20 protein-coding genes are annotated in these 20,859 nt (G+C 56.2%); 8 read left to right on the top strand and 12 right to left on the bottom strand.

Going from position 1 to position 20,859, the window contains the following annotated elements; translation table 11 throughout:
• The first annotated feature begins 37 nt into the window (after positions 1-37).
• Positions 38-1,045 (top strand): transcriptional regulator FtrA, encoded by a 1,008-nt coding sequence (ftrA, locus tag PYW49_RS02760; RefSeq protein WP_320385580.1) that lies wholly within the window; start codon positions 38-40, stop codon positions 1,043-1,045.
• Positions 1,046-1,097: 52 nt separating this feature from the next.
• On the top strand, positions 1,098-1,634 hold the full coding sequence (locus tag PYW49_RS02755; protein WP_134350264.1) for a dihydrofolate reductase family protein: 537 nt from the start codon (positions 1,098-1,100) through the stop codon (positions 1,632-1,634).
• Between the two features lie 167 nt (positions 1,635-1,801).
• On the opposite strand, the gene PYW49_RS02750 is transcribed toward PYW49_RS02755, so the two are convergent.
• A complete protein-coding gene (locus PYW49_RS02750) occupies positions 1,802-2,164 on the bottom strand; it encodes a hypothetical protein (protein ID WP_320385579.1) in 363 nt (120 codons plus the stop codon).
• A 244-nt stretch (positions 2,165-2,408) separates the two neighbouring features.
• Between PYW49_RS02750 and PYW49_RS02745 the strand changes: the two genes are divergently transcribed.
• Positions 2,409-2,639 carry a DUF2554 family protein gene (locus PYW49_RS02745; protein WP_134350262.1) on the top strand — a complete coding sequence of 77 codons (231 nt, stop codon included), beginning with the start codon at positions 2,409-2,411 and terminating at the stop codon, positions 2,637-2,639.
• Here PYW49_RS02745 and PYW49_RS02740 read toward each other — a convergent pair whose 3' ends face one another.
• Both PYW49_RS02740 and PYW49_RS02735 read right to left on the bottom strand, forming a co-directional pair.
• Positions 2,640-4,604 (bottom strand): peptidase U32 family protein, encoded by a 1,965-nt coding sequence (locus PYW49_RS02740; RefSeq protein ID WP_320385578.1) that lies wholly within the window; start codon positions 4,602-4,604, stop codon positions 2,640-2,642.
• An 80-nt stretch (positions 4,605-4,684) separates the two neighbouring features.
• Positions 4,685-5,212 carry a helix-turn-helix domain-containing protein gene (locus PYW49_RS02735; protein ID WP_320385577.1) on the bottom strand — a complete coding sequence of 176 codons (528 nt, stop codon included), beginning with the start codon at positions 5,210-5,212 and terminating at the stop codon, positions 4,685-4,687.
• Between the two features lie 92 nt (positions 5,213-5,304).
• On the opposite strand from PYW49_RS02735, the gene PYW49_RS02730 reads away from it, so the two are divergent.
• Complete coding sequence (locus PYW49_RS02730; protein ID WP_320385576.1) at positions 5,305-6,471, top strand: benzoate/H(+) symporter BenE family transporter; 1,167 nt, start codon at positions 5,305-5,307, stop codon at positions 6,469-6,471.
• On the opposite strand, the gene PYW49_RS02725 is transcribed toward PYW49_RS02730, so the two are convergent.
• Positions 6,451-7,323: a helix-turn-helix domain-containing protein gene (locus PYW49_RS02725; protein WP_134350258.1), complete on the bottom strand. Its 873-nt coding sequence runs from the start codon at positions 7,321-7,323 to the stop codon at positions 6,451-6,453. The genes PYW49_RS02730 and PYW49_RS02725 overlap by 21 nt on opposite strands.
• A gap of 173 nt (positions 7,324-7,496) precedes the next feature.
• Here PYW49_RS02725 and PYW49_RS02720 point away from each other — a divergent pair, with 173 nt between their 5' ends.
• Complete coding sequence (locus PYW49_RS02720) at positions 7,497-8,393, top strand: DMT family transporter (protein ID WP_320385575.1); 897 nt, start codon at positions 7,497-7,499, stop codon at positions 8,391-8,393.
• A gap of 34 nt (positions 8,394-8,427) precedes the next feature.
• Here the strand turns inward: PYW49_RS02720 and PYW49_RS02715 are convergent, their stop codons facing one another.
• Both PYW49_RS02715 and PYW49_RS02710 read right to left on the bottom strand, forming a co-directional pair.
• Complete coding sequence (locus PYW49_RS02715; protein ID WP_320385574.1) at positions 8,428-9,102, bottom strand: DUF3313 domain-containing protein; 675 nt, start codon at positions 9,100-9,102, stop codon at positions 8,428-8,430.
• 135 nt (positions 9,103-9,237) lie between these two features.
• Positions 9,238-10,833 (bottom strand): ABC transporter substrate-binding protein, encoded by a 1,596-nt coding sequence (locus PYW49_RS02710; protein WP_320385839.1) that lies wholly within the window; start codon positions 10,831-10,833, stop codon positions 9,238-9,240.
• A 111-nt stretch (positions 10,834-10,944) separates the two neighbouring features.
• Between PYW49_RS02710 and pepT the strand changes: the two genes are divergently transcribed.
• Complete coding sequence (pepT, locus tag PYW49_RS02705) at positions 10,945-12,174, top strand: peptidase T (RefSeq protein WP_320385573.1); 1,230 nt, start codon at positions 10,945-10,947, stop codon at positions 12,172-12,174.
• Here the strand turns inward: pepT and tehB are convergent.
• Positions 12,171-12,764 (bottom strand): tellurite resistance methyltransferase TehB, encoded by a 594-nt coding sequence (tehB, locus tag PYW49_RS02700; protein ID WP_134350254.1) that lies wholly within the window; start codon positions 12,762-12,764, stop codon positions 12,171-12,173. The genes pepT and tehB overlap by 4 nt on opposite strands.
• A gap of 134 nt (positions 12,765-12,898) precedes the next feature.
• Between tehB and ydcK the strand changes: the two genes are divergently transcribed.
• Positions 12,899-13,879, top strand: coding sequence for a YdcK family protein (gene ydcK / locus PYW49_RS02695; RefSeq protein ID WP_320385572.1), 981 nt, complete (start codon positions 12,899-12,901; stop codon positions 13,877-13,879).
• Here the strand turns inward: ydcK and rimL are convergent.
• From rimL to PYW49_RS02675, 4 genes are all read right to left on the bottom strand, one after another.
• Positions 13,874-14,413 carry a 50S ribosomal protein L7/L12-serine acetyltransferase gene (rimL, locus tag PYW49_RS02690; RefSeq protein ID WP_320385571.1) on the bottom strand — a complete coding sequence of 180 codons (540 nt, stop codon included), beginning with the start codon at positions 14,411-14,413 and terminating at the stop codon, positions 13,874-13,876. The two genes, ydcK and rimL, sit on opposite strands and share 6 nt — an antisense overlap.
• A gap of 104 nt (positions 14,414-14,517) precedes the next feature.
• Positions 14,518-16,173, bottom strand: coding sequence for a glucan biosynthesis protein D (locus PYW49_RS02685; protein ID WP_320385570.1), 1,656 nt, complete (start codon positions 16,171-16,173; stop codon positions 14,518-14,520).
• Between the two features lie 242 nt (positions 16,174-16,415).
• The gene (locus PYW49_RS02680) at positions 16,416-17,189 is read right to left on the bottom strand and encodes a transporter substrate-binding domain-containing protein (protein WP_025756391.1); all 774 of its coding nucleotides are present in this window, start codon (positions 17,187-17,189) and stop codon (positions 16,416-16,418) included.
• Positions 17,190-17,199: 10 nt separating this feature from the next.
• Positions 17,200-18,369 carry a pyridoxal phosphate-dependent aminotransferase gene (locus PYW49_RS02675; RefSeq protein ID WP_320385569.1) on the bottom strand — a complete coding sequence of 390 codons (1,170 nt, stop codon included), beginning with the start codon at positions 18,367-18,369 and terminating at the stop codon, positions 17,200-17,202.
• Between the two features lie 114 nt (positions 18,370-18,483).
• Between PYW49_RS02675 and PYW49_RS02670 the strand changes: the two genes are divergently transcribed.
• Complete coding sequence (locus tag PYW49_RS02670) at positions 18,484-19,326, top strand: LysR family transcriptional regulator (RefSeq protein WP_320385568.1); 843 nt, start codon at positions 18,484-18,486, stop codon at positions 19,324-19,326.
• On the opposite strand, the gene PYW49_RS02665 is transcribed toward PYW49_RS02670, so the two are convergent.
• Positions 19,313-20,818 (bottom strand): carboxylesterase/lipase family protein, encoded by a 1,506-nt coding sequence (locus PYW49_RS02665; RefSeq protein WP_320385567.1) that lies wholly within the window; start codon positions 20,816-20,818, stop codon positions 19,313-19,315. The genes PYW49_RS02670 and PYW49_RS02665 overlap by 14 nt on opposite strands.
• Positions 20,819-20,859: the final 41 nt, after the last annotated feature.

Below are 20,859 nucleotides of genomic sequence, written 5' to 3'. Positions count from 1 at the left end.
CTCTATCCACAAATTCAGCCCGTGAATGCGCTCGCTTATGCCAGAAAACAGCAAAAAGATGACAAACTTAAGACAAACTCCCCGCCCGAAGGTGGTCGTGCTGGCGTATGACGGTCTGTGTACCTTTGAGTTTGGCGTGGCGGTGGAGATCTTCGGCTTGCCGCGTCCCGAGCTGGGGGACGAGTGGTATCGTTTTGCGGTGGCGGGCGTGGATAGCGGTGAGCTTCGGGCGACGGGCGGGATCCGCATCATTACCGACGGTGATATTTCCCTGCTTGAGTCTGCCGACCTGATCGTCGTGCCGGGCTGGCGGGGTCTGGATTCTCCGGTTCCGGACGCGCTCTGCAGCGCCTTACGTCAGGCCAGCGCGCGGGGCTGTCAGCTGCTGTCCATCTGTTCGGGCGTGTTTGTCCTGGCCGCGTCGGGGCTACTGGACGGACGCAAAGCCACGACGCACTGGCGCTACGTTGACGCGCTTAAAGCCCGCTACCCCGACGTCGACGTGGTCGAGGATGTGCTCTACCAGGACGAGGGGAATATACTGACCTCCGCAGGCAGCGCGGCGGGGATCGATCTCTGTCTTCACGTAGTACGCCGGGATTATGGAATGGAAACCGCTAACAGCGTGGCGCGTAGGCTGGTCATTCCCCCTCACAGGGACGGCTCGCAGGCGCAGCAGCTGAGCCGCCCGGTGGCGCAGCTGCGCGAAAGCCAGCGTCTGGGCCAGCTGTTTGATTTTTTGCACACGCATCTTGCCGAGCCGCACCGCGTCGACTCGCTCGCGCGTCGGGTTGGCATGAGCCAGCGCACCTTTCTTCGTCGCTTCGAGGCGGCAACCGGAACGACGCCTGCGCGCTGGTTAATCAATGAACGCCTGCTGCGGGCCAAAGATTACCTGGAAAGCAGCCGTTTAAGCATCGACAGCATCGCTGAACAGACCGGGTTTGGTCAGGCCTCGGCACTGCGTCATCATTTTCGCCAGCAGTTCGCGCTTTCCCCGGCCCAGTATCGCAAACAATTTTCACGTCCCGACGCTGCCCGCTGAGGGGGCCGTCTGGATATCGACACGTTGATGACGCAGGAATACGGAGCACCTGATGGTTACCACACACGTTTTTATCGCGGTCAGTCTTGATGGCTACATCGCCCGGGAGAATGACGATATCGACTGGCTTTTGCAGCGCGATGACCCGACAGAAGATCATGGCTATACGGCGTTCATCGCAGACAAAGAGTGGATCGTCATGGGCCGGGGGAGCTATGAAAAGGTGTTGACCTTTGATACATGGCCTTATGACCGGCCCGTACTGGTGCTCTCCCGGCAGCTGGCCGATACTCCCGTGCCGGAGGCGCTGAAGGGCAAAGTACAGTTTTCAGGACGCACCCCAAAGGAGGTTCTCGACGACTTGGCCGCGCAAAACGTCCATCGCGTCTATCTTGATGGCGGCCGGGTGATACAGTCGTTCCTGCGCGAAGGGCTGGTTGCCGATATGGTTATCACTACCGTTCCTGTCCTGCTCGGGTCGGGTAAAGCGCTGTTTGGAACCCTTCACCAGGATATCGATTTAACGCTGGTATCAAGCCGCAGCTTCCCTTCGGGCCTGGTGCAGTCGCACTATCGGGTAACGTCATAAAACCGTGCCAGCGCCGCTGTGGGCAAAAAAAAACCGCCATTATCTGGCGGTAAATGCTTGCATGGATAGATTTGTATTTTGGTCTCTACGTCCCGACACTCCATGGCCGGGCAGCGGATCCCTTACAACCTACCACCTTTTATCTTAACGAACCCTCAACAGCGCTATTAACCTGCCTGGGTATTGATTTGCAAATAACGCATCAGGCCCTGTTCAGCACTCTGTTTTGCGTCATCATTGATGGCTTCAAGATAAAATGAACGCGAGACACCATAGGGTGCTTTTTCAGACGGATACACGGCAAACTGGAATGTTTTTCCTCTCGTCTGATTGGTGCAGTCTAATTCCCAACGCTGATCGTTAACTTTGGTGCTATTACAGGCAACGTGCCCATAATCGCTGGTTAAATATGAACCCACGCGAGTTTCTGCGGACTGAATATATTCAGGTGCGTCATTACCGGCATAATGAGCCCCCGCAGCGGCTCCTACTGCAACCACCAGAAGCGCAAGCGCCATTATTTTTTTCATTTATGTAGACCTGTTCCTTAGCCAGAGATAGCTATTATATAGGATTTATCCTTAATGGAACTGTCCATTTGTGTACCATAAATGGGAGTTTACAAAGAGACATACATTTTTAGGAAAAATCCTAGGTTGCTTTTTTAACATCCACACTCTTTGACATTCTCTTTGCACTAATTTGAACTTTTGAATAATAACCCTAAAAAATAAGCGACATGATTATCCCGCAATATCATTCAGCGGTGAATCCATGATAAAAAAAGGGTTATCTCTCGTCATGCTTATCTGCGCGCTGTTTTCAGGCAAGATAATGGCTGGACACAACGGGCATGAATATATATGGGTAAAATATGTGGAGCATCAGCTTCGTCATGAAGCCGACAGCGATGAGTTGCGAAGCGCTGCGGAAGAGTCGGCGGAGGGTTTGCGCGAACACCACCTGTGGCAGAAATCGCGCAAACCGGACACGCACGTTCGGTAATTAGCTGTCCTTGCGCTTTGGCAGGGTTTTCATCAGATCGTCCGGACTGACGGACGCCACAATACTGCCGGGCTGCGGCATTTTGAAGATGTGGTTTTTCATCTTGCCAATCACATGCATTTCACAGGGACGGCAGTCAAATTTGAGGGTCAGGACTTCATCACCATTCACCAGCTGCATGGGGGTGGCTTTCCAGCTTTTGATATTCCCTTTCGCCTGCTTCGGACACAGGTTAAACGCGAAGCGGAGGCAGTGCTTGGTGATCATCACCGGCACGTCGCCCTTCTCTTCGTGCGCTTCATAGGCCGCGTCGATCAGCTGCACGCCGTGGCGATGATAGAATTCACGGGCTTTATGGTTGTAGACGTTGGCCAGGAAGGATAAATGCGTATCCGGGTAAACGGGTGCCGGGACGGCTTCGGCTTTACGGCTGCCGCGCGGGTACTGCGCCAGACGTGCAGCATCCAGCATTTCTGCCGTTTCGCGGCGGAACGCGTTAAGCAGGCTGTTCGGCACGAACAACGCGTCCGGCAGATTAACGTCGATAGCGCGCGCATAGTAAATCGTCTGCCCCAGCTTCGCCACGCCATCCTTCAGGCTGTTAAGCGCTTTTTCCGCGTTATTTGCCACCTCGAACAGGCCGTCAAGGGTATGCGTCACGCTGATACCGTCTTCACAGGTCATGGTCAGAATAAGCTGCTCTTCCCAGCCGCCCAGCTCAATGTCCACCGCGATGCGGCGTTCGCTGGAGGTTTTCAGCAACGCCTGCTGCCAGTTATGATCGAGGTTGCGGTTAAGCGCCGCATTCGGTCGCGCTTTATAGAGGTCGGCCGGCATTTCATTCGGCCATACGCGGTAGCGATTTTCACCGGTCTTTTCGACCGTATTGGCACGGAAGCCGACAACTTCACGCTTGATCATCACGTTCAGGCCATCGCCGTTCGCCAGCGGTTCCGTCACTTCGACATCAAGGTGATCTTTCGCTACTTTCAGCACTTCACCGACCGGTAAACCGATAAACTTCGGTGAGTCAAACGCGCCGATATCCCCTTTACGGGCATTCACAAAATAGTCCGTGCTGCCGCGGTGGAACGTTTTGTCTGTCGATGGAATGAAGAAATGCTCGGTACGACCAGCCGACGCGCGTGCCAGGTCACCGCGATCTTCAATAATGGCGTCCAGCATCTGGCGATAGTGCGCGGTGATGTTCTTCACGTAGCTCATATCTTTGTAACGCCCTTCAATCTTGAAGGAACGCACGCCTGCGTCAATCAATGCGCCCAGGTTCGCGGTCTGATCGTTATCCTTCATGGAGAGCAGGTGTTTTTCAAACGCCACGACGCGGCCCTGATCGTCTTTCAGGGTATACGGCAGACGGCAGGCCTGAGAACAGTCGCCGCGGTTGGCGCTGCGGCCCGTCTGCGCGTGGGAGATGTTGCACTGACCGGAATAGGCGACGCACAGCGCGCCGTGGATGAAGAACTCAATCGTTGCGTCTGTCGCCTGGTGAATATCGCGGATCTGATTCAGGTCAAGCTCGCGCGCCAGGACGATCTGCGAAAAGCCGACGTCGGAAAGAAACTTCGCCTTCTCTACCGTGCGGATATCGCACTGGGTGCTGGCATGCAGTTCAATGGGGGGAATATCGAGTTCAAGCACGCCCATATCCTGAACAATCAGGGCATCGACGCCGGTCTGGTAGAGATCGGTAATCAGACGTTGCGCAGGCTCCAGCTCATCATCATGCAAAATAGTGTTGAGGGTCACGAACACTTTCGCCCCAAAACGGTGGGCGAACGGCACCAGTTCAGCAATATCGCTCAGGCTGTTGCTGGCGTTATGGCGGGCACCGAAGCCAGGACCGCCAATGTAGACGGCGTCTGCACCATGAAGGATCGCTTCACGGGCAATGGCGGCGTCACGGGCCGGGCTTAAAAGTTCAAGATGATGGGATTGCAGGCGCATACTTCGTCGTTATCCGTTATGGTCAAAATGGCGGCTATTGTAGTCAGAAGTATGCGTTAGCGAAACAGTTTTGCGTAGCCTCAGCGGGGATAATGAATCAGGGAGTGAAAATGTACCGTCCGGTCGCTGCTGTTGCGGTAGGCATGCGGTTTATCGCCGGCAAAACGAACGCCCGAATCGGCAGAAATTGACTGCCATTTGCCGTCAATTTTCATCTCCAGCTCGCCGCTGATGACCACCACGTGTTCAATCACTCCCGCCTCGTGCGGCGTGGACTCGCTCAGGGCACCGGGTGCCAGCGTGATAGAGAAATAATCAAATCTGAGCGTCTCGTCCCACGGAAAGAGCGGTTTCACCACCATCGCCTGCTGCTGCGGGTCAAATACCGCCTGGCGGTCCGCCTCCGGCGTGATGAATGCGGAAAACGGGACGTTCAGCCCTGTGGCAATTTTCCACAGCGTCGACACCGTCGGGCTGGATTCATTGCGCTCGATTTGCCCGAGCATGGCTTTTGACACGCCGGTCTCGTCTGCCAGCTTCGACAAACTCCAGCCGCGCGCCTGGCGCAGCGTTTTCAGCGTTGTTGCAAGATGTAGTGTGATGTCCATGTTCCCTCCTGATGGCGATCAGCATACCACTTGTACGCTATAGCGCACAGTGTTACCTTATGCCGGACGTTATAACGCACAACGGAGTTTCCATGCGCCCTTCCTCTCACCTTGTTCCAGTCGCACTGGCTGGATTTGTCGCCGTGCTGGTCGGTTACGCCAGCTCGGCCGCCATCATCTGGCAGGCCGCCGCTGCGGCAGGCGCCAGCGCGCAGCAGATAGCGGGCTGGATGACCGCGCTGGGGATTGGCATGGGCGTCAGCACGCTGGCGCTTTCCTGGTGGTACAAAGCGCCGGTGCTGACCGCCTGGTCGACGCCGGGCGCGGCGCTGCTCGCCACCAGCCTGCACGGCGTGACGCTGGCTGAAACGATCGGCGTATTCATCTTTGCCAACGCGCTCATTTTACTCTGCGGCATCACCGGTTTATTCGCCCGGCTGATGAAGCTGATCCCCCATTCGCTGGCCGCCGCCATGCTGGCTGGCGTGCTGCTGCAGTTTGGCCTGCATGCATTTGCGCATCTTGAGGGACACTTTCTGCTGTGCGGCAGCATGATTGCGGCGTGGCTGATAGCAAAAGCGCTGGCCCCGCGCTATGCCATCGTGGTCACGCTCCTGGTGGGTGGTATTGTGGCATGGGCGGGAGGTGACGTTGTCACTGATAAGATTACCCTCTCTCTGGTAATGCCTGAATTTATTGCGCCCGCCTTCACCTTCACCAGCCTGGTGAGCATTGGCGTGCCCTTCTTCCTGGTGACCATGGCCTCGCAAAACGCGCCGGGGTTCGCCACGATGAAAGCCTCCGGTTACCCGCTGGCAGTCTCACCGCTCATTATCGTTACCGGTGGGCTGGCGCTGCTGTTTTCACCCTTTGGCGTCTTTTCCATCTGCATTGCGGCGATTACCGCCGCCATTTGTCAAAGCCCGGACGCACACCCGGATGCCGGGAAACGGTGGCTGGCGGCCATCGCAGCCGGGGTGTTTTACCTGCTTGCGGGGATTTTCGGCGGCTCCATTACCGGGCTGATGGCCGCCCTGCCGCTCAGCTGGATCCAGACGCTGGCCGGTCTGGCGCTGCTGGGCACCATCAGTGGGAGTTTATATCAGGCGCTGAATCACGAAGCGGAGCGCGACGCGGCCATCGTCACGTTTCTGATGACCGCAAGCGGCGTTACGATCCTGGGCATTGGCTCGGCATTCTGGGGGCTGGTGCTGGGGGGCGTGTGCTATGCCCTGTTTTCACGCGCTCGCCGCGCGTAGCTGCGACGGCGTCATGCCCGTCACGCTGCGAAAGCGGTTGCTGAAGTGGCTGGCGGAGTTAAACCCGCAGGCAAGTGCGATATCCGTCAGCGGCGTTGAGGTATGCTGCACCAGGGCTTTCGCTTTTTCCATTCTTCTCTGCATCACGTACTGATGCGGCGCCAGCCCCGTCGACTGGCGGAACATGCGGGCAAAATGGTATTCGCTGAGAGCGGCCTGTGCCGCCAGTTCAACCAGCGTCAGGGGCTGCCCCAGGTTCTCTTCGATAAAGGCCAGCACGTTGCGCAGAACAAACGGCGATAGCCCTCCGGTGACGACCGGCAGCTTCCACTGTACGTTTGAGTAGTTTTGCAGCAGATGGGTCAAGAGCAGCGTAGAGGCCGTGCTCAGGGTAAGCTGGTTGGCGTGCTGCTGCCAGTCACAGCCAAGCAAAAACTGGCGATACAGGGCGGTGATCTTCGGATCGCTGCCGAAAATGCGCTCGTCCAATGTCAGCGAAAGCGGCCGCTTGTCCCAGATTTTTTCCCCCACGTCGCGCAGGTGCTCATCAGTGCAGTAGAGATGCACAAACGACAGGTCGTCCCGGATATCCCACGTCGATTCGCTCTCTTTGGGCATTAAACAGAAACGGTCCGGCCCCCCGCCGTTCTTCCAGCCGCCCGGCGTTTTTTGATAGCTTTCGTAGCCATCCTCCACGTAAAGGCTCAGGGTATGATGGTTACTTTTTACCGTTATCGTATCGTGCTTGTTGTACCACGCTGCCAGCTGAATGCCCGAATTCAGCGAGACGGTTTCCCGCAGGATTGCATTCTGTTGGCAAAGCGTTTCAAAGGTATCGTAAGCGTGAGACATAACCGTTAGCGCGTGATGGACAGGAATCTCAGTCTAAGAAGAGTTGTCTCCGGTTGCCAGTCCCCGGGAAAGAAAAAAGCGCAAGATTTTGCAAGTCTGCCGCAAGCCGGTGAAAGCCCTTTATGGAATGCAGCGCCATACTGCGGGCTTCAGCGGTTTGAGAAGAGAAAAATATGAACGCATTACTATACGGACTGGTGGTCATTATCTGGGGAACGACCTGGATTGCCATTTTCCTGCAGCAGGGTCCCGTGGCGGCGCCCGTCTCTATTTTCTGGCGCTTCGCCGTCGCCAGCCTCACGATGATGGTGGTATTACTCGCCCTGCGCCGCTTGCGCAAGCTGGCGCTGCGGGATCATCTTTTTTGCATGCTCCAGGGATGCTGCGTCTTCTGCTTTAACTTCTGGTGTTTCTACACCGCGGCCTCGCACATCAACACCGGGCTGGAATCGGTGATCTTCTCCATGGCCGTGCTCTATAACGCCATTAACAGCTTTCTTTTCTTCGGACAGCGCCCGCCCGCGCGTTTCTGGACGGCTGCGGCTCTGGGCCTGATCGGGATCGTCACCCTCTTCTGGGACGATTTGCTGGCCAGCGGCTGGAGCGCGTCGCTCCTGACGGGTATCGGTCTTTCAGCACTCGGTACCTATGGCTTCTCGCTGGGCAATATGATCAGCATGCGCCATCAGCGCAAAGGCCTTGAAACCATGACCACCAACGCCTGGGCGATGCTCTATGGCACGCTGGTGATGGGCTGCATTGCGCTCTTCCGAGGCGACAGCTTCACGCCGGAGTGGACCACCAGCTACATTGGCGCGTTGCTCTATCTGGCACTGTTTGGTTCGGTGATTGCCTTTGGCGCCTACTTCACGCTGGTGGGCCGCATTGGCCCGGGCAAAGCAGCCTACAGTACGCTGCTCTTCCCGCTGGTGGCGCTGTCCATCTCCACGGTGTATGAAGGCTACGTCTGGCATATCAACGGACTCGTTGGATTATTGCTGATTTTGGGGGGAAATATGGTGATGTTTACCAAACCAGAAACCTGGTTCAGGCGCTTGCGCACGGCGTAAATAAAAAGGCCTGCATTGCGCAGGCCGTTTTAGGTTATTTCGCGGTCTTTTTCACATCAAACATGGTGGCGTCGGTCGCCATGTCATCAACAACCTGCTTCAGCGTCGCAAAGGTCATCGGTGTATTTGCGTTATTCAGCTCTTTACCTTCGCCTTTACGCACTACCTTTATTACCGGTTTGTTGGTAGCCGCATCGATCAGCTCACCTTCAAAGTAAAGGTGGGTATCCATGGTGCGATGTCCGGTTGCCATCTGCGTACCGGCAACCACCAGCGCAACAGGCACCACTTCATAGAACTGCAGTCCCTCTTTCTGCGAACTCACCCCGGTAATTGCGCCGCGGAAGATCAGGCTGTGTTTACCCGGCGTGGTCACAACTGGCTTACGGGTACCAATAGCGGTTTTCATTTTGTTATTGGTGTAATTCAACAACTCATCAAGCGTTTTTTGACCAATTTGTGTCGTTGGTTTAGGCGTTGGATAATAAGTAATCGGCGTCCAGAGAATACTGTCGTAATTAGCTTCGTTATAGGACGGGTCAACCCAACGCAGCGTTGGTTTGCCCGTCGCAGACGTCGTCTGCTGTAAACCTGAATAGTCTTTTAAAAAGCCAGAATATTGTTCTGGAGCGGCGACTTTTGAAGAACAGCCCGCCAACGCCAACAGACCAGTAAGCACTGCAACTTTAAAAAAAGTTTGAGTACGCATGATAGTTTTCCATGTTATTTGCAAGTATGCATTTGAAGTTATAGCAAAAGACTGGCGGGTTTGTTGTGACAAAAAATGATGCCGGGAGCACAAATTGCGAAAAGACTGCCCGGACGCGTGCCGGGCAGTGAAAAATTACTGATTTATGTCCAGTTGCCAGAAGAGATGTTTACCAAACGGGTCTATTTCATATCCCTTCACTTCCTTGCGCACCGGTTCGAAAATGGTTGAATGCGCAATCATCACCGCGGGCATCTGGTCATGCATAATCTGCTGAGCCTGTTTATACAGCGCCACACGTTTATCATGATCGGTTATCGATTTCGCCTCGGCGATAATATTATCAAACGGCTTATAGCACCATTTCGCCGAATTCGACCCGCCGTTTGCCGAGGTGCAGGTAAACAGCGGACCAAAGAAGTTATCGGGATCGCCCGTAGCTGTCGTCCAGCCCATCAGCGCGGCCTGATGCTCCCCGCCCTTCACGCGTTTCAGGTATTCGCCCCATTCGTAGGTAACGATTTTGGCCTGTACGCCGACTTTCGCCCAGTCCGCCTGAATCATCTCCGCCATGCGTTTGGCATTCGGGTTATAGGGCCGCTGGACGGGCATCGCCCATAAATCGATGCTCATGCCGTTGGCAAACCCGGCCTCTTTCAGCAGCGCTTTGGCTTTTTCTGGATCGTACTCGTAGTCCTTAAGCTCGCTGTCAGCGCTCCAGACGCCCGGTGGCAGCAGGTTCTTCGCCGCAGTGCCGGTACCGTGGAACACCGCGTCAATAATGGCCGGTTTATTGATGGCCATCGCCAGCGCCTGACGGACTTTCACGTTATCCAGCGGCGGCTTTTGGGTATTGAAAGCCAGAAAACCGGTATTCAGCCCGGGTTTGCTCATCAGATTGATGTCTTTATTGGCCTTCATGCGCGGCAGGTCGGCCGGGTTCGGGAACGGCATGACCTGACATTCGTTCTTCTCAATTTTGGCAAAACGCACGGAGGCATCCGGTGTGATGGAAAACACCAGCCGATCCAGCTTCGATTTTCCCTGCCAGTAGTCGGCAAACGCCGTGAACAGGATCCGGGAATCTTTCTGATACTGCGCCAGCTTAAACGGCCCGGTGCCGATCGGCGCCATATCCACCTTCTCGGGCGTACCCGCCTTTAGCATCGCGTCGGCATACTCCGCTGAAAGGATCGAGGCAAAATACCAGGCCAGATCGGCGACGAACGGCGCCTCCGGGTGCGCCAGGGTAAAGCGCACGGTGTGGTCATCGACTTTATCAATAGCGGTGATCAGACTGCCAAACTCCAGGCTTTCGAAGTTGGAGTAGCTGCCGTTCGAGACGTTATGGTAGGGATGGTTGACGTCTTTCTGCCGCATAAACGAGAAGATGACGTCATCGGCGTTAAAGTCGCGGGTCGGCGTGAAGGATTTATTGCTCTGTAACTTAACGCCTTTACGCAGATGGAAGGTGTAAACCTTACCGTCGTCGCTCACCTCCCAGCGCTCTGCCAGGCTTGGCACCAGCTCCGTGGTGCCGGGTTTGAAATCAACCAGCCGGTTATAGACCGGCACGGCGCTGGCGTCCACGCTGGTTCCCGAGGTGTATAACTGAGGGTTAAAGTTTTCCGGCGATCCTTCGGAGCAATACACCAGCGTTTTTGCGGCGACAGCGGAACTGACCGTAAGTGCAGCAAGCGCCAGCGATAAAGTTGCGAGTTTGCTTGTCATCATTTATTCCTGTCTTTTTAATTCGACGGCTAATTAATTCTTTTGCCATTTCATAAATAACATTAAAGTGATGTGGCAAACACCCGAAAAATAAATAAGGAACAAATCACTATGGGCTCGCCGCTTTCCAGACAATTAACGCACCGTTTTTTCCGCTACCTCGCGATCGCCAGCCAGAGCGATCCCAAAGTAAAAACCCTGCCCTCAACGCCGGGCCAGCACGACATGGCGCGAGAGCTGGCGCAGGAGCTGGCACAGCTGGGTTTAGACGACATTGTGATTGATGAATTCGCCACGGTGACAGCGGTCAAAAAAGGCAACGTGCCCGGCGCGCCGCGCATCGGCTTTATTACCCATATTGATACCGTCGACGTGGGATTATCACCGGATATTCATCCACAGATATTAACGTTCACCGGTGAAGATCTCTGTCTGAATAAAGAAAAAGAGATCTGGCTGCGGGTGAAAGAGCATCCCGAAATTCTGGCTTACCCGAACGAGGAGATTATTTTCAGCGACGGGACCAGCGTATTAGGTGCCGATAATAAATCGGCGGTCACGGTGGTGATGACGGTGCTGGAAAACCTGACGGCGGAGCATCGGCATGGCGATATCGTCGTGGCGTTTGTGCCTGACGAAGAGATTGGCCTGAACGGCGCCAAGGCGCTGGATCTTAAACGCTTCGACGTCGACTTCGCCTGGACCATCGACTGCTGCGAGCTGGGTGAAATTGTCTACGAGAACTTTAATGCGGCAGCCGCTGAGATCCGCTTTACCGGCGTGACGGCGCACCCGATGTCCGCCAAAGGCGTGCTGGTGAACCCGTTATTAATGGCAACCGACTTTATCAGCCACTTCGACCGCCAGCAGACGCCGGAGTGTACCGAGGGGCGTGAAGGCTATATCTGGTTTAACGGCATTCAGGCCGGGCAGAATGAGGCCGTTCTTAAGGCCAATATCCGGGACTTTGACAAGGAGAACTTCGCCGCCCGCAAGCAGCAAATTGCCGACGTTGCCGCGCTGATTGCCGCCCAACATCCGACGGCCAAAGTGGACTATCGCATTGAAGATACCTACAGCAATATCAGCAATGCGATTGGCGAAGACAGGCGCGCTATCGACCTGATGTTTGAGGCGATGGAATCGCTCGGCATCACGCCGAAACCGACGCCTATGCGCGGCGGTACTGACGGCGCGGCGCTCTCGGCAAAAGGGCTGCTCACGCCGAACTTCTTCACCGGCGCGCATAACTTCCACTCGAAGTTTGAATTCCTGCCACTGTCGTCGTTCGAGGCGTCTTACAAGACTGCTCTGCAGCTCTGTTTGCTGGCCGCCCGTTAAGCAGGCTTGCGCGCCAGCATAGTGGCAAAACGCAGCTTGATGCGGTTCCCGTTTTCGTCGGTGCGGTGCAGTTCGCCAACATCTTCGTTGTATTTGAGCAACTCCCAGCCTTCGTAGTAGTTGCTCAGTTCACCGGTTTTAAATGCAAACGGGAAGCCGACGGTGCAGGGAAAATCTGCCGTGTCCATGGCGGCAACAATCAGGTTGTAGCCGCCCGGTCTGGTGCAGCGCTGCATATTGGCGATAAGGCCCGGGATGGTGTTGGCTTCCAGGAACATCAGCACCACGGTGGAGAGAATAAAATCGTACTCTCCGTCAAAGCTAAGGTTGTTGAGATCTTTGATTGCCGTCTGGAGATTCTCAATGCCTTCTGCCGCTTTGATGCGCTCGATATTGTCGATGCTCATCGGGTTCTTGTCCCACGCGGTCACGTCGTAACCGTTGGCCGCAAGATACAGGCTATTGCGGCCATTGCCGCAGCCCAGGTCCAGCGTTTTGCCCGGTTTAACCTTTTCCGCACTGAACAGCACCTCTGAGTGCGTACGGGTTAAGCCATATTTCTCTGTAAAGTAATTCTCATCGACGGTCATTATTTTTCCTGAGCCTGTATAAGCTGAAAGTGCATTTTGAATGCCATTTTAAGTCGTTTACCGTCTGGTTGCCAACCGTTCGAAAACCGAAAAATTTGCTACGTTTAGTTAAGACGCTTATCAGAGATATTACGATGAACAAATATCGCCTTAGCGACGAGACACGCCTCTGGCAGTGGAAAAACGGCGAGACATCCCACTCCGCCACGCTGCGGCAGATTATCGCCACGGCCGATTTTAACGACGTAGTGGCCGGTACGAAAGGCGGCTGGGTTGACGACGAGCGCGCCCTCTCGCACGACGGCAATTGTTGGATCTACGACGAAAACAGCGTGGTGTTCGCCGGCGCAACCGTGTCCGGCAACGCACGTCTTACCCTGCCTTGCATCATTAGCCATGATGCGCATATCGGCGGCAGCTGCTGGCTGGACGGCGCGGAGGTCAGCCATGGCGCACGAATTAGTGACAATGTCACCATTCAGCAATCCTGCGTGCGCGGCGAGTGTCATATTTACGGTGAGGCTCGCGTGCTGCACCACAGCGTGGTGATCGCGGCCAAAGGGCTGACGCCGGACCATGAACAGATCCTGCAAATCTACGATAAGGCGACGGTGAGCCAGTCGCGTATTGTGCATCAGGCGCAAATCTACGGCGAGGCGATGGTTAATTTTGCCTTTGTTGAGCATCGCGCTGAAATTTTCGACAACGCCATCCTTGAGGGGAACGATCTGAATAACGTCTGGGTGTGCGACTGCGCAAAAGTCTATGGTAACGCCCGCGTAATAGCCGGTTTTGACGACGATGCCATCCCGACGGTGCGTTACAGCTCGCAGATTGCAGAGAATGCCGTGGTGGAAGGCAACTGCGTCATCAAGCACCACGTCCTGATTGGCGGTCAGGCATGGCTGCGCGGCGGGCCGATCATGCTGGACGATAAGGTGGTGATTCAGGGACGCGCGCGGATCAGCGGGGATGTGCTCATCGAGCACCGGGTTGAAATCACCGATGATGCGGTCATTGAAGCGTTTGCCGGCGAGAGCATTCACCTGCGCGGCGAAAAAGTGATTAACGGCGACCAGCGCATCACCCGCACGCCGCTGCTGGGGGCGTTATAAGGTATAAATTTTTCCGTAGATATTCACATCATCAAAGCGGCCATTCAGGTATTCCGCTTCCCGCAGGCACCCTTCCAGCGTAAAACCATTGCGCAGAGCAACGTTGTTGCTGTTCTGATTCGCGACCCGGCACTTAATCACAAAACGACGGATCTCACCGCGTTCAGCGTAGTAGCGCATAAACGCCTGCAGTGACCGGGAGAGAATGCCCTGCCCCTGATGGTCTTCATCCAGCCAGTAGCCGATGTACCCGGCTTTGTTGGTCGGTTCAATCGTGTTGAACGACAGCACGCCGACCAGCGCATCATCCTTGAAGATCAGAAACATTTTGGCGTAGCCGCGCTGGTGCAGCATCTGGTTACTCTGCACGTTACGGCGGGTATCCTCTTCGCTGCCCGCGTGCTGCGCCCAGTCAAAGGCGGTTTGCAGCCAGGGTTTGTTTTTGACGACGAGGTTGTGCAGATCGGCGGTATAGCGCTCTTCGGCGGCGCGAAGTTCGATGTGTTGCGAAACGGGGATGATTTCTGAAGACATGGTGCCTCTCCATTGCCGGGTGGCGCTAACGCTTACCCGGCCAACAAATGCGTCCAGAGTAGGCCGGGTAAGCGTTAGCGCCACCCGGCACAATTCCACAAGGACTAGCGCATTACCCGGTCGTCAACATACTGACGTTTATCCGGCGCTGGCGGGAAATACTGGTACAGCCAGGTTTCACTGATGGCATCGCCCTGGCAGCGCAGGAACAGGCGCATATCCACCGGCTCCGTCGAATCCGACGTTGGGTACCAGTCAAACAGAATACGGTATCCATCAAACGGCTCAACGTAGAGGATCTCAACCTGCTTCGCTTCACCGCTGGAGAGCGTAATCACCGGCTCGATACCTTTTGGCGCTGCGGCCTTCAGGTCGCCACCGACGAAGTCGATAGCAAAGCGACGGGCCCACACTTTCGGGTAATTTTCGCCCGGCGCCCAGCCTTCCGGGAACCCGCCCATGCCGGTGCGGGTGGCAAAGACGTTGGCCAGCGGAGAACGCACCGGCGGCATAGCGCTCCAGTACAGGCGATATTTAAAGTCCAGCTCGTCGCCCGCTTTGACGGCTTTTTCCGGCTGCCAGAAGCACACCACGTTATCCAGCGTTTCACCGGTGGTCGGGATCTCCATCAGGCCAACCGAGCCTTTACCCCAGTCGTTACGCGGTTCAACCCACAGGCTCGGGCGTTTGTTATACCAGCCCATCACGTCCTGATAGTGCGAGAAATCGCGATCGAGCTGTAGCAGACCGAACCCTTTCGGGTTTTTATCCATATAGGCATTAAATTGCAGCTTTTGCGGGTTGTTCAGCGGACGACAGATCCACTCCCCGTTGCCGCGCCACATCGCCAGACGATCGGAATCATGAATTTGTGGGTGAATGGTGTCACACATGCGGCGTTCGTTATTGCCGCAGCTGAACATGCTGGTCATCGGCGCAATGCCGAGCTGTTTAATGTCTTTACGCGCATAGAGGTGGTTTTCGACTTCCATGATCACCTGGCTCTTCTCGCAGTGGATCACGAATTTATAAGCCCCGGTGATGCTTGGGCTGTCGAGCAGCGTATAGACGGTAAAGGTCGTGTCACCCGGCTTGACGGTTTCAAACCAGAAGGAGGTAAAGTCCGGGAACTCTTCCGGAGTGTCGGTGAAGGTGTCGACCGCCAGACCACGCGCGGAAAGACCGTACTGGTAGGTGTCATCCACCGCGCGGAAATAGCTCGCCCCCAGGAAAGAGACGATATCGCGACGCGCCAGCTCAGGCGCCTTAAAGGCGCGGAAGCCTGCAAAACCGAGATCGCTTTGCCCTTCCAGCTGTTTGGTATCCACGCCCGTTTCACCGTAGCTGAATAACTCCGGGCGGAAGTGGATCTCGCGCGCCATCGAGGTGGACTGGTCCAGCGAGAACATCCGCACGCGGCGGCGGAACCCCATTCCCATATGGAAGAATTGCACGTCCAGCTGACGCCCTTCAACGTTGTTCCACAGAGACTGTTTTTCATCGTACCGGATGGCGTTGTACGCCTGCGGCGTCATGGTTGCCAGCGTGTCCGGCAGCGGGCGCGGCGCGCCACCCCATGGGGTTTTCGCCAGGTCATGCGCCATGGATTGCAGTACGGAGAAGTCAAAGCGACGGCTCTGACCGTCAGCAATGCCAGCGTCAGCAGCGTATGCCGCTTTGGAAAACAGGGAAGCAAGGCCGGATGTGCCGCTCAGGGCTGCCACTGCCAGCGAGCCTTTTAGAAAACGTCTGCGATTCATGCCTGGAAAAACGTCCTTATGGTCGTGTGAATGTATTTCGCGCTCGGCGAAATGACGGCAAGAAAGAACGCACAGCCTAAACAAAAACGGTTAAGAATCCAATTGTTGGCCGGTGATTATCTGAACAAAGTGAGAAATATTTTCTGTCGACCAGAACGGCCCGAAAGTGGTGTAAAGAAAGCCTGGAAAATGTGTATAAAAATGCCCCGGCGCGACATCGTTCGCCGGGGCCAATGAGGCGGTTATTTTACGCTGACATCGATACCCGGGAAGTACTTATCAGCGAGTTTAGCGATCGTGCCGTCGGCACGTACTTTATCAATTGCGGCATCAAGCTGCTTTTTGGTGGCCTCGTCCCCTTTACGCAGCCCAAAACCGATCCCACTGCCGAGGATAGTGTCGTCAGACACCGGTTTGCCGATGAAGCCAAACCCTTTACCCTGCGGCTTGCTGAGAAAACCTGCCTGCCCGGCCGCGGACATGACCAACGAGGCGTCGATACGGCCATTCAGCAGATCGCCCCAGGCCATATTCTGATCTTTATAAGACACCACGGTGACACCCTGCTTTTCCCAGTGCTCTTTGGCATAGGTTTCCTGAATCGACCCCTGCAACACGCCGATGGTTTTACCCTTCAGCCCTTCTGGCGTGGCCTCGACCGCCGTGCCAGCCTTGCCGACGAGCTGCGACGGAATACGGTAAATCGGCTGGGTAAAATCAATGCTCTTGCGGCGCTGCTCGGTGATGTTCATCGCCGAGTTGATGGCGTCAAATTTCTTCGCCACCAGGCCCGGGATCAGCGCATCAAATGAGGTTTCCACCCAGCTGCATTTCAGCGCAGCCGCTTTGCAAATGGCATTCCCCAGCTCAACGTCAAACCCTTCCAGTTCGCCCGCCGCATTGCGGCTCTCAAACGGCGGATATTCCGCTTCCAGACCGTAACGCAGCTCGGTGGCCGCGAAGGAGGAAAATGTACACAGCAATCCCATGCCGACTACTAACGCGCGTAATTTCATCTAATACTCCTCAGCGTGGTTTAACCCGACACAGGGCCTGGGCACCTGCCCGTAACGTCGCCTCATCTTTCGCAAAAGAGAGACGAATCAATTTATTATCCGTACCGTCCGCATAAAACGCCGACAGCGGGATGGTGGCAACGCCGTACTCGACGATCAGCCTTTTCACCAGCTCGCTGTCGCGCTCGTCGCTGAACTGGCTGTAGTCCGCCAGCATGAAGAACGAACCGGCGCTCGGCAACAGCGTAAACGGTGAATCGGCCAGCAGACTGTGCAGCAGATCGCGCTTGCGCTGGTAAAACGCCGACAGCGACAGCCAGGTTTGCGGGTCGACCATATGCTCAGCAAACGCGTGCTGCATTGGCGTATCGGCAGAAAACATTAAAAATTGATGGACTTTACAAATCTCGTCCATCAACACCGCCGGGGCCACACAGTAACCCACGCGCCACCCGGTGACGTGATAGGTTTTTCCGAAAGATGAGATAATCACGCTGCGCTCCGCCAGCTGCGGGTGCGTGGCCATCCCGTGGTGCGGCTCACCATCAAACACGACGTGTTCGTACACTTCGTCAGACAAAATAATGATGTCGGTATTGCGCGTCAGCGCCACCAGCTGCTGCAGGTCATTGGCTGAGAAGACCTGACCGCTCGGGTTGTGCGGCGTATTGATGATGATCATGCGCGTGCGCGGGGTGATCGCGGCGCGAACCTCGTCCCAGTTGACGGCAAAATCCGGCACCGTGAGCTTGATGGCGATCGGGGTTGCCCCCTGCAGACGGACAATCGGCGCGTAGCTGTCAAATGACGGCTCAAAGTAGATCACCTCATCGCCCGGATGCACCAGCCCGCTAATCGCCGAATAGAGCCCCTCGCTGGCGCTGGCGGTGACCAGCACCTCGCTGGCAGGGTCGTACTGCGTGCCGTAGAGCGTGGCAATTTTATCGGCAATACGTTCTTTGAGCGGCTGCAGACCGGTCATCGCCGCGTACTGGTTATGCCCCGCCTCCATTGCGCGGGTGACGCTCGCGACAAGCTTCGGGTCGCAGGAAAAATTCGGTGCGCCCTGAGAAAGGTTAATGGCGTTATGCTGCGCCGAGAGCTGGCCGATAACGGTAAAAATGGTGGTTCCCACATCTGGCAGTTTGGAGCGCGTTTGCACCGGCGTTCGTAAAGTCATCCTGTTACCCTTCTCATGGTCTTTGCATAACTATTCAAACAACATCTGTGCTGTCGGGACAATCGAATTGTTGTCATAATAGCCATGAGAAAAATGCATAGCTGAGGTATTTTCATGTCGCGCCGTTCGCTCCCGCTCAATGCCATCGACGCATTTTTAGTCACCGCGCGTCATCTGAATCTTACCCATGCCGCCGCCGAGCTTTGTCTGACGCAGGGGGCCGTAAGCCGCAAAATAGCCTCCCTTGAGGCGTGGTTTGGCTTTCCACTTTTTGAACGCCACGCGCGCGGCCTGCGCCTCTCTTCGCAGGGCAGCGCCCTGCTGCCGGAACTGCAGTCTGCTTTCGAACACTTGCTGGCCGTGGCCGATCGGGCCCGCAGCCAGCAAACCGTGATCCGGCTCAAAGCCCCCACCTGTGCGATGCGCTGGCTGGTGCCACGCCTGCTGGAGGTGGAGCGCGAGCAGCCGGAACTGCAGATTGCGCTGACCACCACCACCGATCATAACGTCAATTTCAAAACCGAATCCTACGACGCGGCCATCGTGTTCGGCACGCACATGAGCGCGGGCGATCTGCTGTTCGAAGAGGCGCTCACCCCGGTAATAAGCCCGGTGCGGGCAGGTGCAGCGCTGGGTTCGTTAACGTTTCTTCACCCGACAAGAGATAAGACAGACTGGTCTTTGTGGCTGACGAAACAGGAAGGCCCCGGCTTTGTCATGCACAAAAATCAACACTTCGACACGATGGATCTGGCGATTACGGCCGCCATTCAGGGGCTGGGCGTCGCCATTGCCGACGAAACGCTGGTGGCAGAAGATGTCCATGCCGGAAGGCTGATGCGGCCCTATGAGGCAAGCATAAAAACCGGTGCGAGCTACCGGCTGGTGCTGCGCGAAACGCCTGGTGAGGAAAATGGACTGGCGGCGTTTCGCGCCTGTTTGCTTAATCGAGACTGACGTGATGCTTCATCACCCGCTTGAAGAGGCTCATGCGGGCGCGCATAAAGCGGTTTTCAAGCCTGAAACCTGCATGTTTATTCACGCCTATGCGTAGCAGAACGTCCCGTCCTTTGCGACACGCGGGCCAGTGCGTTGGCCCTGACAGGCTGTCGCGACGACCGGCGTCACGCGCAAAGCTCACCCAGTAGTCGGCTACCTGGGCAGCAAATGCCAGATCCCGCGCATTGACATACTGACGTGAGGGTTCTACCTGGCCAAGCGTGTCGAAGACGTAGGGAACCTCGTTGCCGTGCCAGGCACCGTTGACATAGGTGGCGTGTTCCGCTTCCGCGACGTAGTCAAACCAGTAGCGCCAGCACAATCCACCGACGCGCTGCTGGGCCTGCATCACCACATAGCCCATCGTCGTAAACGCCATGTCGCGGCACACCTGTCTGCCGAGCTCTTCATCACCTTTTACGCCCGGATAGAGCAACTTAATCAGCCCCAGCCCGAAGCGGCGCTCCCGGCGAAGCTTCTGAATTTGCCCGGCGAGATCGATGCCAAACACCGCCATCACGCTGGCTTCATCGCTGTTGGAACCAATCATTACCGGCACGGGGTGCTGACGAGCGGCGAAAAAGACGTCCAGCATGGCTTCCGGCAGAACGCAATCCCCGACGATGGGCGCCGGGGCAACGTTCAGCGGCGCGGTCAACGGCCAAAACGCGTCGGGCGGAATGGCGCGCAGCTCCTCGGCCGTTGCTTTCTCCAGGCCAAAATGGGCGGCCAGGGCTTCTCCTTTCTGCAGCGCCTGCTTACGCGGCGTGTCCGGCAAGGTATAGCCGCTTTGCACAATCGCCTTATGGAATAAGCCTTCTGCCAGCGGAGAGGCCAGCAGCGAGAGCACGCTGCGCGCGCCGGCGGATTCACCAAACAGGGTCACACAATTCGGATCGCCACCAAACGCGGCGATATTCTCACGCACCCATTCAAGGGCGGCGATCTGATCCAGCAGAGCAAAATTATGCACCACGCGATCTTCTTCCCCTTCCAGTGCAGGATGGGCAAAAAAGCCGAGATGGCCGAGACGGTAATTGAGCGTCACAACAACCACGCCGCGCGTGGCCAGCGCTTTGCCGTTATACGGCGGCAGGCCACCAGCACCAATTGTAAACCCGCCCCCGTGCAACCAGACCATAACCGGAAGCGGCTCCGCGCGCTCTGTGGGAGACCAGACGTTAAGATAGAGACAATCTTCAGAAAACTGGCCCGGATCGCCGCCGCCCAGCTCCTGACAATACTCGCTGCTTTGCCAGCTGGAGGGCGAAAACGCCGTGGCCTCGCGCAGGCCCTCCCAGCGTTCAGGCGGCCGTGGAGAGCGCCAGCGCCAGTGACCTACGGGAGGCGCGGCGTAAGGGATCCCGTACCATGCATGCACATCATCATCAGTGAAACCAGCCAGTGCGCCGCAGCGCGTTTCAACCACAGGGGCGGAAGGATTTTGCATAACGACCTTATTTTTTCCATCACACCCCAGCAGAGTAACGA

The organism is Enterobacter chinensis (assembly GCF_034008295.1).
Taxonomy (GTDB): domain Bacteria; phylum Pseudomonadota; class Gammaproteobacteria; order Enterobacterales; family Enterobacteriaceae; genus Enterobacter; species Enterobacter chinensis.
This window is presented reverse-complemented; position numbering and strand designations above follow the sequence as displayed.